11 protein-coding genes are annotated in these 12,865 nt (G+C 60.6%); 6 read left to right on the top strand and 5 right to left on the bottom strand.

Annotation, left to right across the window (positions count from 1 at the left end; genetic code table 11):
- Nucleotides 1-54: 54 nt before the first annotated feature.
- Nucleotides 55-495 (top strand): carboxymuconolactone decarboxylase family protein, encoded by a 441-nt coding sequence (locus NL116_RS20940; protein ID WP_494373849.1) that lies wholly within the window; start codon nt 55-57, stop codon nt 493-495.
- Here the strand turns inward: NL116_RS20940 and NL116_RS20935 are convergent, their stop codons facing one another.
- The 4 genes from NL116_RS20935 to NL116_RS20920 all read right to left on the bottom strand — a co-directional run bounded on the left by NL116_RS20935 (nt 496) and on the right by NL116_RS20920 (nt 5,379).
- Nucleotides 496-2,088, bottom strand: a complete 1,593-nt coding sequence (locus NL116_RS20935) for a DHA2 family efflux MFS transporter permease subunit (protein WP_494373848.1) — start codon at nt 2,086-2,088, stop codon at nt 496-498.
- Nucleotides 2,085-3,215, bottom strand: a complete 1,131-nt coding sequence (locus NL116_RS20930; protein WP_494373847.1) for an HlyD family secretion protein — start codon at nt 3,213-3,215, stop codon at nt 2,085-2,087. The genes NL116_RS20935 and NL116_RS20930 overlap by 4 nt, the downstream gene beginning before the upstream one ends.
- Before the next feature lie 203 nt (nt 3,216-3,418).
- Nucleotides 3,419-4,600, bottom strand: a complete 1,182-nt coding sequence (locus NL116_RS20925) for an acetyl-CoA C-acyltransferase family protein (RefSeq protein ID WP_494373846.1) — start codon at nt 4,598-4,600, stop codon at nt 3,419-3,421.
- On the bottom strand, nt 4,600-5,379 hold the full coding sequence (locus NL116_RS20920; protein ID WP_494373845.1) for an enoyl-CoA hydratase: 780 nt from the start codon (nt 5,377-5,379) through the stop codon (nt 4,600-4,602). Before NL116_RS20920 ends, NL116_RS20925 begins: the two co-directional genes overlap by 1 nt.
- Before the next feature lie 230 nt (nt 5,380-5,609).
- On the opposite strand from NL116_RS20920, the gene NL116_RS20915 reads away from it, so the two are divergent.
- The 5 genes from NL116_RS20915 to NL116_RS20895 all read left to right on the top strand — a co-directional run bounded on the left by NL116_RS20915 (nt 5,610) and on the right by NL116_RS20895 (nt 11,134).
- Complete coding sequence (locus NL116_RS20915) at nt 5,610-6,716, top strand: polyamine ABC transporter substrate-binding protein (RefSeq protein ID WP_494373844.1); 1,107 nt, start codon at nt 5,610-5,612, stop codon at nt 6,714-6,716.
- 30 nt (nt 6,717-6,746) lie between these two features.
- The gene (locus NL116_RS20910; RefSeq protein ID WP_494373843.1) at nt 6,747-8,165 is read left to right on the top strand and encodes an aminotransferase; all 1,419 of its coding nucleotides are present in this window, start codon (nt 6,747-6,749) and stop codon (nt 8,163-8,165) included.
- Nucleotides 8,162-9,049, top strand: coding sequence for a helix-turn-helix transcriptional regulator (locus tag NL116_RS20905; RefSeq protein WP_494373842.1), 888 nt, complete (start codon nt 8,162-8,164; stop codon nt 9,047-9,049). The genes NL116_RS20910 and NL116_RS20905 overlap by 4 nt, the downstream gene beginning before the upstream one ends.
- Before the next feature lie 176 nt (nt 9,050-9,225).
- Nucleotides 9,226-9,999 carry a hypothetical protein gene (locus tag NL116_RS20900; RefSeq protein ID WP_494373841.1) on the top strand — a complete coding sequence of 258 codons (774 nt, stop codon included), beginning with the start codon at nt 9,226-9,228 and terminating at the stop codon, nt 9,997-9,999.
- 121 nt (nt 10,000-10,120) lie between these two features.
- Nucleotides 10,121-11,134, top strand: coding sequence for a GlxA family transcriptional regulator (locus tag NL116_RS20895; protein WP_494373840.1), 1,014 nt, complete (start codon nt 10,121-10,123; stop codon nt 11,132-11,134).
- A 43-nt stretch (nt 11,135-11,177) separates the two neighbouring features.
- On the opposite strand, the gene NL116_RS20890 is transcribed toward NL116_RS20895, so the two are convergent.
- Entirely contained in the window at nt 11,178-12,854 is a 1,677-nt protein-coding gene (locus NL116_RS20890; RefSeq protein WP_494373839.1) for an MFS transporter, read from the bottom strand.
- Nucleotides 12,855-12,865: the final 11 nt, after the last annotated feature.

Below are 12,865 nucleotides of genomic sequence, written 5' to 3'. Positions count from 1 at the left end.
CGAAGGGCAGGCGGGATTAACTTAGCTCCACCCCACTTGCTCTCGGAGTCCACCATGAAACCTCGTATCGATTTCTACACCGCTTCCCCAGACGCGCTCAAAGCCATGATCGCCCTGGAAACCGCGGTGTCGAAACTGCCGCTGGAAAAGAACCTGATCGAACTGGTCAAGCTGCGCACCTCGCAAATCAACGGCTGCGCCTTCTGCCTCGACATGCACAGCGCCGATGCCCGCAAGGGTGGTGAAGACGAGCGCCGTCTGGCGACGCTGTCGGCCTGGCGTGAAACGCCTTTCTTCACTCCGCGTGAACGTGCGGCACTGGCCTGGACCGAATCCCTGACACTGGTGAGCCAGACTCACGTGCCGGACGAAGACTACGAGCTCGCCACTGCCGAATTCAGCGCGAAAGAAATGGTCGACCTGACCGTGGCCATCACCACGATCAACGCCTGGAACCGCTTGGCGATTGGTTTCCGCAAAATGCCTCAAGCCTGATCAGTGAGCGTCTGCTGACGGCGCGGCCGGTGGTTGCACCTTGCGCATCAAGGGCACCATCGCCGTGGCGATGATGAAGCAGACCATGATCATCAAAAACGCCTCGCCATAGGTTTGTGTCTGGGCTTCGCGGTAGGTCAACAGCCATAGTTGGTGCAGGCTGGCGGTGGCGCTCGTGTCACCGCTTTGGCCGAGGGTGGCAAAGTTGTTGCCGACTTGCGACAGCCACTGGTTCAACGCCTCGTTGGTGCTGTTCAGGTGTTCCGCCAACCGGGTGAAATGCAGGTTGGTGCGGTCGTTGAGGATCGTCGCACACGCGGCGATGCCGATGGCGCCGCCCAGGTTGCGCATCAGATTGAACAACCCTGAAGCATGTTTGAGCCGTGCCGGCGCCAGACCACCCAAGGTCAACGTCACCGCCGGCGGCACCGCCAATTGCTGGGCAATCCCGCGCAACGCTTGCGGCAGCATCAACTCTCTGGCACCCCAGTCATGGGTGATCGGGCTGAAATCCCACATCGACAAAGCGAACAGGCCGAGGCCGGTCATCATGATCCAGCGCAGATCGATGCGGTTGGCCAGAAAGGCGTACAACGGAATCGCCATGATCTGGAACACCCCGGTGGAGAAAACCGCCAGTCCAATGTCCAGCGCGCTATAGCCACGCACCCGGCCGAGAAACAGCGGCGTCAGGTAAATGGTGGCGAACAGGCCGATCCCGGTGACGAACGAGAAGAAACAGCCGAGGGCGAAGTTGCGGTCTTTCAAGGCGCGCAGATCGACGATCGGGTTAGCGACGTGCAAGGTCCGGCCGATAAAGGCCAGGCCGGCGAGGCCGCTGATCCAGGCGGTAGCGAGAATGGTGCTGTCGCTGAACCAGTTCCAGCGCGGGCCTTCTTCGAGGGTGTATTCCAGGCAGCCGAGAAACAGCGCCATGAACACCATGCTCAGGTAATCGGCGCCCTTGAGCAGCGACAATTCCGGCTGGTCGATTTTCACCAGCATCGGCACGGCCACGGCGACGAAAATCCCAGGCACCAGGTTGATGTAGAACAGCCAGTGCCAAGACGAAACGTCGGTGATCCAGCCGCCGATGACGGGCCCCAGCGTCGGTGCAAGCGAAGCCACCGCACCGATGGTGGCGGCGGCAATCACGCGTTGTTTGCCGGTGAAGAAAAAGAATGCCGTGGTGAACACCAGCGGGATCATCGAACCGCCGAGAAAACCTTGCAACGCGCGGAAGGCGATCATGCTCTGGATGTTCCAGGCCACGCCGCACAGCAGGCTGGCGAGGGTGAAACCGACCGCCGAAGCGCAAAACAGCCAGCGGGTCGAAAACACCCGTGAGAGCCAACCCGAAAGCGGAATCACGATGATCTCGGCAATCAGGTAACTGGTCTGCACCCATGCTGTTTCGTCGGTCCCGGCCGAAAGTCCGCCGCCGATATCACGCAGCGAAGCCGAAACGATCTGGATGTCCAACAGCGCAATGAACATGCCGATGCACATGCTGGCGAAGGCGAACACCTTGGTCGCCGTCGCCATGTTGGCGGGGTTGAGCGGCTGTGCAGGGACGGCGAGCGCGCGGCTCATGGTGCACTGGCCACGGCAGCGGTTTCAGCGGTTTCAGCGCTTTTTCGGGTGTCGACTTCAGCCGTCACCGACAGGCCTGGACGCAGGTGACCGAGCACGCCGTCGGCCGGGTCGAGGATGATGCGCACCGGCACGCGCTGGACGATCTTGGTGAAGTTGCCCGTGGCGTTCTCCGGCGGTAACACGCTGAACTGCGAGCCACTGGCGGGCGCGAGACTGCCCAGATGCCCGTGGAATTCCTGTCCCGACAGTACGTCCGCATGGATGACCACGCGTTGCCCCGGAATCATCCGCGCCAGTTGATCTTCCTTGAAGTTGGCATCCACCCACAAACCGCTGGACGGCACCACCGACAGCAACTGCGAACCGGCCTGCGCGTACGCGCCGACCCGCGCCCGGCGATTGCCGATTACGCCGTCGACCGGGGCCTTGAGTTCGGTGTAGCCCACGTTCAGTTGCGCCAGATCCCGTTCTGCCCGAGCCTGCATCAGCGCCGCGCGGCCTTGCTGTTTCTGGGTTTCGATCACGTTCAACTGACGTTGCGCAGCCAACAATTCAGCCTGAGCCCGCGAGCTGATAGCCTGAGCGGTTTTGAACGTAGCATCAGCGCGCTGAGCGCTTTCCACCGAGACCGCGTTGGTACTCACCAGTTTTTTGTAGCGGGCATTGTCATCCCGCGAGCGGGCAGTTTCCGCGCCAGCGGCATCGATCCCGGCACGCGCCTGGCCAATCACCGCGTATTGCAATTGTTCAGTAGCGTCGAGATTGGCCAGCAAAGCTTCTTCGGCAGCGACTGCGCCTTCAGCCTTGGCGAGATTGGCGCGATAGTCGCGGGAGTCGAGGCGAATCAACACATCGCCGGCCTTCACTTTCTGGTTATCGGTGACCAACACTTCGTCGATATACCCGGCGACTTTCGGGCCGATCACCGTGACGTCGCCGCCAATGTAGGCATCGTCGGTTTCTTCGATGAAACGACCGGCTGTCCACCAGTGAGAGGCATACAGTCCGCCCGCAACCAGAGCAGCGACCACCGCTGTCAGCAGGATCAACCGTTTGAGCAGGGGAGGCTTGGGTGTGCTCACCGGGACAGCTAGGTCGGATTCGAGGCTGGGCATGCGGGTCATGGGGTTTACCTGTAGGAAACGGGTGTTTATTACGCAGGTAATATGATGTATGTAATATTTACTGGCAAATGATTTTTGCTGCCGGTCGTCGAATGGTTTCCATCCAGGGTGCGAGGAAGTGGCGGGGCTGATGGATTGCGACGCGGAAGAAAATCATCAAGCGGCTGCGACGCCCGGCGTTGCGCCGGGCATCGCGTTGGCGCTTAAACGCGTTCGAAAATCGCCGCAATCCCCTGACCACCACCAATACACATGGTCACCAGCGCATAACGGCCGTTGGTGCGGTGCAGTTCGTGGATGGCTTTGGTGGCGATGATCGCGCCGGTCGCGCCGACCGGATGCCCCAGGGAAATGCCCGAACCGTTCGGGTTGACCTTGGCCGGGTCGAGGTCCAGTTCCTGGCTGACGGCACAGGCCTGGGCGGCGAAGGCGATGTTGGCTTCGATCACGTCCATGTCGGCGACGGTCAGGCCGGCACGCTTGAGCGCCAGGCGGGTGGCCGGCACAGGGCCGAGGCCCATCAGTTCCGGTTCAACACCGGCGTGGGCGTAGCTGACCAGACGGGCCAGGGGGCGCAGGTTGTTGGCTTGCACGGCGGCGCCGGTGGCCATGACCAGCGCAGCGGCGCCGTCGTTCAGGCCGGAAGCGTTGCCGGCCGTCACCGAGCCGTCTTTCTTGAACGCCGGCTTCATGCCCGCCAGTTGTTCCAGCGAGGTGGCGCGTGGGTGTTCGTCGACGCTGAACAGCTTGGTTTCCTTGCGATCACGGATTTCCACGCCAACGATTTGCTCGGTGAAGTAGCCGTTGGCGATGGCGAAGGCTGCGCGCTTTTGGTCTTCCAGGGCCAGGGCGTCTTGCATTTCACGGGTGATGCCATTGCGCTCGGCGACGTTCTCGGCGGTGATGCCCATGTGGATGCCGTGGAACGGGTCATGCAGGATGCCCAGCATGTAGTCGATGGCCTGGATGTTGCCCATGCGCGCACCCCAACGGGCGGCCGGCATGATGTAAGGCCCGCGGCTCATGGATTCGGCACCGGCACCGACGACGATGTCGGCATCGCCCAGCATCAGGGTTTGCGCGGCATTGATGATCGCTTGCAGGCCGGAACCGCACAGGCGGTTGACGTTGTAGGCCGGGGTTTCTTTCGGGATGCCGGCGTTCATCGCGGCAACGCGGGAGATGTAGGCATCGCGGGTTTCGGTCGGGATCACGCTGCCCATCACCAGATGGCCAACTTGTGCCGGGTCTACGCCGGAGCGTTGCAGGGCGGCCTTGACGGCCGTGGTCGCCAGGTCGACCAGCGGAACGTCTTTGAGCGAGCCGCCAAAGGTGCCGATGGCAGTACGTGCGGCGCTGACCACAAAAATATCCGGGGTGTTCATTACGGCTTTCCTCTTGGTGAATGCTTTTCTGTACTGCGATTGAGTAGGGCGGTCAACGCTGTTTGCGCTTCAGGTGTCGTGAGGCGTTCGATGAACAACAGGTTTTCCTGACGAATAGTGGCTTGCAACTCCGGCAGCGACGCCTGTTTGAGCAGTTGCCGGGTCTGGCGCAGTGAATCCTGCGGCAAGGCGAGCAGGCGTCGAGCCAGGTTTTGTGCGGCGTCCAGGCATTGTTGGCCGTCGTCGAACAGCTCGTTGGCCAGGCCGCAGGCAACCGCCGTAGCGCCGTCGAGGCTGTCGCCCCACAGCAGCAGACGGGCGGCGCGGGCGTGACCGATCAGGCGCGGCAATAACAGGCTGGCACCGAACTCCGGGCACAGGCCCAGGTTGACGAACGGCACGCGCAGTTTGGCGTTCCGCGTCACCAGCACCTGATCGCAATGCAGCAGCAGGGTGGTGCCAATACCGATGGCCGCGCCACACACGGCGGCGATCAACGGGGTTTTCAGGTGAATGACGACATTCATCAGGCGAAACGCCGGGCTGTCCAGATGGGTCGGCGGATGCTCGAGAAAGTCCGCCAGATCGTTGCCACTGGTAAAGCAGGTGGTGCCGCCAGTGATCACGATCACGCCGACATCGGCGTCTTCGTCTGCGGCCAGCAACTGGTCGGCGAACTGCGTGTACAGGCTGTTGTTCAGCGCGTTGAGCTTGTCGGGGCGGTTGAGCGTGAGCGTCAAGACGCCTTCGTTACGTTGTTGTTTGATCAGCTCAGTCATGGAATGCCCCGCCTGTTTTGTCCGGCAGCCACTCTAAGCGCCCGACGGGCGCGGGAGCTATGACAAAACGAGTCAACGAAACTGCTGCTTTTTGCCATGTTTTGGCCGCAGCGCTGACCGGCAAAACGGCTCACACACCCATTCGGGGTATGGCGCCGTTGGCCCTATCGCTCAATAGTGGCATCAACCGGTCGTCCAGAACCGACTTCGCTTGATAAGGTGAATTTGCTATGCGCAAGGCCCTCATGGTGATTTCCAGTCTGTTGCTAGTTCCGCTGACACTCAATGTGCACGCCGCCACTGACGTGAACGAAAACAATACGCTCCGGTTGTATAACTGGGCGGACTACATCGGCGAAAAGACCATTGCCGACTTTGAGAAAGCCTCCGGGATCAAGGTGATCTACGACACGTTCGATGCCTACGAAACCGTCCAGGCAAAGTTGCTGACGGGGCACTCCGGTTACGATCTGGTGGTGTTGAATGCCTCCCTTGCGCCACCCTTGATCAAGGCCAAAGTGTTCCAGCCGCTGGACAAGAAGTTGCTGCCGGGCTGGGCCAACCTTGACCCGAGAGTCTTGCAGGACTTGCAGGGCTTCGATGCCGGCACCGTGTATTCCGCGCCGTACACCTGGGGCAGCAACGGCATCACCTACAACGTCGACAAGATCAAGGAACGCATGCCGGACGCGCCGATCGGTTCGCTGGCGATGATCTTCGACCCGAAAATCGTCTCGCGCTTCGCCGACTGCGGCGTCACCCTGGTCGATGCGCCCACCGAAGTGATTCCGCTGGCTTTGAAGTACCTCGGACGAGACCCGCGAAGTGCGTCGCCGCAAGACTTGAAAGCTGCGCAGGACTTGTTGCTGTCCGTTCGGCCCTACATCAGGAAGTTCGATTCGGTGAACTACCTGACCAGCCTGCCCAACGGCGATGTCTGCATGGCCATGACCTGGTCCGGCGACTACGCCACCGCCATGGCCCGCGCCGAAGAGGCCAAATTGAAGATCAAGCTGGCGTACTTCATTCCCAAGGAAGGTTCGCTGATCTGGTTCGACAACATGTACATCCCCGCCGACGCGCCGCACGTGGCCAACGCGCACAAGTTCCTTGAGTACTTGATGCAGCCACAAGTGATGGCGGACGTCACCGACTACATCCACTACGCCAACAGCAACGCGGCGGCCACGCCGTTGCTGAATGCCGATGTGCGCAGCAATCCGGCGATCTACCCCGATGAAGAAACCCGCCAGCGCCTGTTTCCGCAAAAGACTCAGGACGCCAGGGAAATGCGCGCCATCACCCGCGTCTGGAGCACGGTGAAGAGCGGGATCTGATCGTTTAACCCTTCGGTTCGAGGTTTTTGTATGGCTACTCCAACGTTGAAAGCACTGCCGGCTGTTGATGACGCCCAGTTGATCAAGGCCGACAAGGCCCACTACATGCACGGCTACCACGTGTTCGACGAGCACGCCGAACAGGGCGCGCTGAACATCGTGGCCGGTGACGGCGCTTATATTTACGACGCGCACGGCAACCGTTTTCTCGATGCCGTCGGCGGCATGTGGTGCACCAATATCGGTTTGGGCCGCGAGGAAATGGCTCTGGCGATTGCCGATCAGGTGCGGCAACTGGCGTATTCGAATCCGTTTTCCGACATGTCCAACAACGTCGCCATCCAGTTGTGCGAAAAGCTCGCCAGCCTGGCGCCGGGCGATCTCGATCATGTGCTCCTGACCACCGGCGGCTCCACCGCCGTCGACACCGCGTATCGGTTGATCCAGTACTACCAGAATTGCCGTGGCAAACCGGAGAAGAAGCATGTTATCGCCCGGTTTAATGCGTATCACGGCTCCACCACGCTGACGATGTCGATCGGCAATAAAGCCGCCGACCGCGTGCCGGAATTCGATTACGCCAACGACAAGATCCACCACGTCTCCAACCCGAACCCGTACCGCGCACCGGACGGCATGGACGAGGCGCAGTTTCTCGAGTTTCTGGTCAAGGAGTTCGAAGACAAGATCCTGGCCATCGGCGCGGACAAGGTCGCGGGCTTCTTTGCCGAGCCGATCATGGGCTCGGGCGGGGTGATCATCCCGCCCAAGGGTTATCTGAAACGCATGTGGGAAGTCTGCCAGCGCTACGACATTCTGTTTGTCGCCGATGAAGTGGTGACCTCGTTCGGGCGTCTGGGCAAATTCTTCGCCTCTTATGATCTGTTTGATGTGCAGCCGGACATCATCACCACGGCCAAAGGCCTGACCTCGGCGTATCTGCCGCTGGGCGCGTGCATCTTTTCCGACCGTATCTGGAAAGTCATCGCCGAGCCCGGCAAGGGCCGCTGTTTTACCCACGGCTTCACCTACAGCGGCCATCCGGTGTGCTGCACGGCGGCGCTGAAAAACATCGAGATCATCGAGCGCGAACACCTGCTGGAGCATGTCGAGAGGGTCGGCGCCTATCTTGAAGAACGGCTGGCAACCCTCAGCGACTTGCCGCTGGTGGGCGATGTGCGCTGCCAGAAGTTCATGGCCTGCGTGGAGTTCGTGGCCGACAAACGCACCAAGGCGTTGTTCGACGATGAGGTCAATATCGGCGAGATGATTCACTCCCGGGCGCAGGCCCGAGGGTTGCTGGTGCGGCCGATCATGCACCTCAATGTCATGTCGCCGCCGCTGATCCTGACGTGCGCCCAGGTCGATGACATCGTCGAGATCCTGCGGGTGTGCATTCTTGAAGTGGCGGCCGAGCTTGAAAAAAGCGGGCAGTACGTCGGCCAATGAGTTCGATCAATCGGCGGTTACCCGGTGTCGGTTCTCCCGCTAGACTGCGGGGCATGAGCAAACCCAACGACGATACGCTGATCGCATTGCCCTTCGGGGCCTTGCACAAATGGCACGGTGACATGCGCGAGGCATTCGCCCATGTCGACGCGCCTGATGCGCTGCATTACCTGGCATCGGCGTTCGGGCATCTGGTGTCCATCGAATCGGTGATGATCAGCCTCGAACACAAGGACCGCGCGCCGCAGTTGCTGTACCAGCGCGGTATCCCGGAGCAGTATCGGGACTCGATCATCGACCGCTATTTTTCCGGCGGCTACTTGCTCGACCCGTTTTGCCTGGCGGTAGAGCAGGGGCTGGCCGAAGGGTTTTATCACCTGGAGGAAATCGCCCCGGACAACTTCTTCGACACCGAGTACTACAAGACTTATTACTTGAAGGCCGGGTGTTCCGAGGACAGTTTTTACCTGATCGATACGGGGCATGACAGCCAAGTCTCGGTCAGCCTGTTTCAGGGATTTGGCGGGGAAAGCCTGCGGGCGGAGCAGCTGAATCTGTTGCGCGCGGTGGAGCCGTTGGTTCGGGAATTCATCAGTGAGTTTGGTCGTCGCGGCTTGGCGCAAAGCACAGTCGCTGAAAGTGACGATCTGAAGCATCGCGTGCAGTCTGCCTTCGAAAACTTTGGCTGCGACGTGTTGACCGAGCGTGAGCGGGAAGTGGCGCACATGGTGCTCCGGGGGCATTCGGTGAAATCCACGGCCAGCCAGATGAGCATCTCGCCGGAGACAGTGCGCATGCACCGCAAGAACCTGTATTTGAAACTGGAAGTCGGGTCGCAGTCGGAGTTGTTTGCGTTGTTTATCGAGTGGTTGCGCCAGCACTGAACCCAAATCTACAACCCACCCCAACCCCCCTGCAGGTGTGAGCCTGCTCGCGATAGCATCACCTTCGCACCAGCGGCCGCGGTTTCTGGACAGCCTGATGGCTGCTTAGTAGCATCCGCCGCATACGTATGTTTATCCTGTACTTCGACCAACGTGGACCTTTCAAGGAATCGAAAATGCACACCTTCACCCATGGCGATACAACGGTTGTTTTCACAGTCTTGAGCGGTGAAGTGGTGGGCAGCGAAAAGCTCAGTGAAACCCGCGTGACGTCCACCGGTGGCGTCCATGTGAACGGCAAGGACAGTGAAGTAACGCCTGTGCGTATCAGTTCGGTGTCGATTATCAATCATGAGTTCTGGGTCAAGACCCCGGACGGCGTTGAGCACGATGTAAAGCTGCGTGGCGTGGATATTCCATTACGCACGGGTCAGGAAGTCTCGTTGATCAGTGCGTTGAAAAAGGATGGTTCGCCCTTGCACACCCTTTTGCAGAACCACACGGCGTCCAAACGTTGGGTGTTGCGTGACGCCAACGCGCTGCATACCGAGCTGGAACTGGCGCCTTTCAACTGGAAGACCTTGATGATCGTGTCCGGGTTATGCGTCGGGGGGCTTGCAACAGGCGGGCTGGGCATCCTGGCGGGGGCGGGCTATTTTTGCTACGCGTGGTATCAGGGCTCCCAGCGCAAGAAACTGCTGGTCAGCGATTTGAATGCCTACATCGACAAACTGCACACCCTGGCCGGTAATCGCCGCCGGACGCCAAGTCCTGCCCAAGTGGGGCAACCTTCTGCCCAGGGAGAGCTCTTTGTCGAGACAGACATCGTGATTGCGGAAGAATGCCCGGTTGACGAAGCGAAAGCGATTCAGACCAACGTCGATGCTCCGGCACAAAGCCCTGCGCTGAACAGCGACAGCGTACGACGGGCGCTGTCGCGCAATCTCTGAAGACGCTCAGTGGACAAAAAGGCACGCAGCCTCGCCAACCTGACGTCGACCGGCTTCCAGCCCGCCTGATCTGTCGCATAATGGCTCCACGGGTTTTGACACTAATCGAGTGGGTCGGACATTGATCGAACGACGGCAATTCAGCGGCGGCATGAAGGGTAAAAACCTCCGCTATCTCAACGAGCCTGCGGACAAGCCTGTGCCGATGACGCGCGCAGGCTTTTTGCTGCTCGAACACTTCTCGCTGCCGGCGTTCACCCAGGCACTGGATACGATCGTCACCGCGAATCTATTGCGCCCCGGCCTGTTCGCCTCGCGAACGTTTGGCTTGCATGACGGCGAGGTGGTCAGTGACCTGGGCCTGGTGATCCGGCCTGACGCGCGTTTCGATGCCGCGGCGATCCAGCAACTGGACCTGCTCGTGGTGTGTGGCGGCTACCGCACGGAGCTGAAGGCTGCCGATGACTTCGTACACCTGCTCAGAGCGGCGGCGGAGCGCGGCGTCACCCTGGCCGGGCTGTGGAATGGCGCCTGGTTCCTCGGCAGCGCCGGGCTGCTGGACGGTTATCGTTGCGCCATTCACCCCGAACATCGACCCGCACTGGCGGAAGTGTCCAAAGCGGCGCAGGTCACCAGCGAACCCTACGTGATTGATCGCGACCGACTGACGGCGTCCAGCCCCTCCGGGGCTTTCCACATGGCGCTGGACTGGATCAAGATGCTCCACGATAAAGCCCTGGTCGAGGGCATTGAAGACATTCTGGCGTTTGAAGAATCGCGCTACCGGCGGATCAAACCGGCGGAAAATATTTGCGTCAGCGCGCCGTTGCGCGAGGTGGTCAAGCTGATGGATGCCAACCTTGAAGAACCGCTGGAACTGGAACAACTGGCGGTCTACGCCGGCCGGTCACGTCGGCAACTGGAGCGCCTGTTCAAGGAACAACTGGGCACCACGCCGCAGCGCTATTACATGGAACTGCGCATCACCGAGGCGCGTCGGCTTTTGCAGCACACCGAGTTGTCCCAGGTGGACGTGCTGGTGGCGTGCGGGTTTGTCTCGCCGAGCCATTTCAGCAAGTGCTACAGCTCATACTTCGGCTACCGGCCATCGAAGGAAAAACGACTGGTCAAATGAACCCGCCAAGCCCTCTCCCGGCAGGAGAGGGCGGCTGCGCATCTCAGGTGTGATGAAGCTCACGGTCCTTGGTTTCCGGCAGGAACAACGTGCCGAGAATCGCCGTCATCACTGCGATCATGATCGGATACCACAACCCGTAATAAATATCCCCGGTGGCCGCGACCATGGCGAAGGCCACTGTCGGCAGAAACCCGCCGAACCAGCCGTTGCCGATGTGGTACGGCAGCGACATCGAGGTGTAGCGGATGCGCGCCGGGAACAGTTCCACCAGCCACGCGGCGATAGGCCCGTAGACCATGGTCACGTAGATCACGAGGAGGGTCAGCAGCAGCAACACCATCGGGTAGTTGGTCTTCGCCGGGTCAGCCTTCTCGGGGTAACCGGCCTCCTTCAGGGCCGTGGTGAGGGTGGCGGTAAAGGCGTCGTTGCGGGTCTTGAAGTCGGCGGCCGGCAGGCTGGTGCCCTCGAAACTCTGGACCACTTTGTCGCCGATACGCACCTGCGCGACCGTGCCCGGTTCAGCCTTCTCGTTTTTGTAGGGGATCGCCCGCTTCGCCAGCAAGCTCTTGGCCAGGTCGCATGAACTGGTGAATCGGGCTTTGCCCACCGGGTCGAACTGGAACGAGCACTGGCCCGGATCGGCGATCACCGTGACCGGGTTCTTCTCCTGCGCCACGAACACGTCGGGGTTACCGTACTGGGTCAATGCGTGGAAGATCGGGAAGTAAGTCAGCGCCGCCAGGATGCAGCCGGCCATGATGATGCCCTTGCGACCGATGCGGTCGGACAGGCTGCCAAATATCACGAAGAATGGGGTGCCGATCAGCAGTGAACCGGCAATCAGCAGGTTGGCGGTTTGCGGATCGATCTTCAGGGTTTGCAGTAGGAAAAACAGCGCATAGAACTGCCCGGTGTACCAGACCACGGCCTGGCCGGCGGTCCCGCCGAGCAACGCCATGATGACAATTTTCAGGTTGCCCCAACGGGCGAAGGATTCGGTCAGCGGCGCCTTGGACGCCTTGCCTTCTTCCTTCATTTTCTTGAACACCGGCGACTCACTGAGTTGCAGGCGGATATACACCGAGACAATCAGCAGCAGGATCGACAGCAGGAACGGAATCCGCCAGCCCCAGGCTTCGAACGCTTCGGTGCCGAGCAAGGTGCGGCAGGCAAGAATCACCAGCAGTGACAGAAACAGGCCGAGGGTCGCGGTGGTCTGAATCCACGAGGTGAAGTAACCGCGTTTGCCGGGCGGTGCATGTTCGGCCACGTACGTCGCCGCGCCGCCGTATTCACCGCCCAGCGCCAGGCCTTGCAACAGGCGCAGAGTGATCAGGATGACCGGCGCCGCCACACCGATGGTGGCGTAGCCGGGCAGGAAGCCGACGATGGCGGTGGAGACCCCCATGATCACAATGGTGATCAGGAAAGTGTGCTTGCGCCCGATCATGTCACCCAACCGGCCGAACACAATGGCGCCGAAAGGCCTGACGGCGAAGCCCGCGGCAAAGGCGAGCAGGGCGAAGATGAACGCCGTGGTCTCGTTTACACCGGTGAAGAAGTGCTTGGCGATGATCGCGGCTAGAGAGCCATACAGATAGAAGTCATACCATTCGAATACGGTGCCCAGGGACGACGCGAAAATGACTTTTCGCTCCTCCTTGGTGATGCCGTGTCCGGGCGTGCGGCCCTTGGTGGTACTGTCGATTACGGCCATGAGTGTTCTCC

The sequence above is a fragment of the Pseudomonas sp. FBCC-B1667 genome (genome assembly GCF_059133255.1).
The sequence above is the reverse complement of the archived record's forward strand: the minus strand, read 5'-3'. Positions and strand labels throughout refer to the sequence as shown.

Bases quoted from the DNA above. Each gene is read 5' to 3' on its own strand.
- NL116_RS20905 (WP_494373842.1), top strand. From the start codon at position 8,162: ATGAGTTCGATCAATCGGCGGTTACCCGGTGTCGGTTCTCCCGCTAGA.
- NL116_RS20925 (WP_494373846.1), bottom strand. From the start codon at position 4,600: ATGAACACCCCGGATATTTTTGTGGTCAGCGCCGCACGTACTGCCATC.
- NL116_RS20900 (WP_494373841.1), top strand. From the start codon at position 9,226: ATGCACACCTTCACCCATGGCGATACAACGGTTGTTTTCACAGTCTTG.
- NL116_RS20910 (WP_494373843.1), top strand. From the start codon at position 6,747: ATGGCTACTCCAACGTTGAAAGCACTGCCGGCTGTTGATGACGCCCAG.
- NL116_RS20935 (WP_494373848.1), bottom strand. From the start codon at position 2,088: ATGAGCCGCGCGCTCGCCGTCCCTGCACAGCCGCTCAACCCCGCCAAC.
- NL116_RS20930 (WP_494373847.1), bottom strand. From the start codon at position 3,215: ATGACCCGCATGCCCAGCCTCGAATCCGACCTAGCTGTCCCGGTGAGC.
- NL116_RS20940 (WP_494373849.1), top strand. From the start codon at position 55: ATGAAACCTCGTATCGATTTCTACACCGCTTCCCCAGACGCGCTCAAA.
- NL116_RS20920 (WP_494373845.1), bottom strand. From the start codon at position 5,379: ATGACTGAGCTGATCAAACAACAACGTAACGAAGGCGTCTTGACGCTC.
- NL116_RS20890 (WP_494373839.1), bottom strand. From the start codon at position 12,854: ATGGCCGTAATCGACAGTACCACCAAGGGCCGCACGCCCGGACACGGC.
- NL116_RS20915 (WP_494373844.1), top strand. From the start codon at position 5,610: ATGCGCAAGGCCCTCATGGTGATTTCCAGTCTGTTGCTAGTTCCGCTG.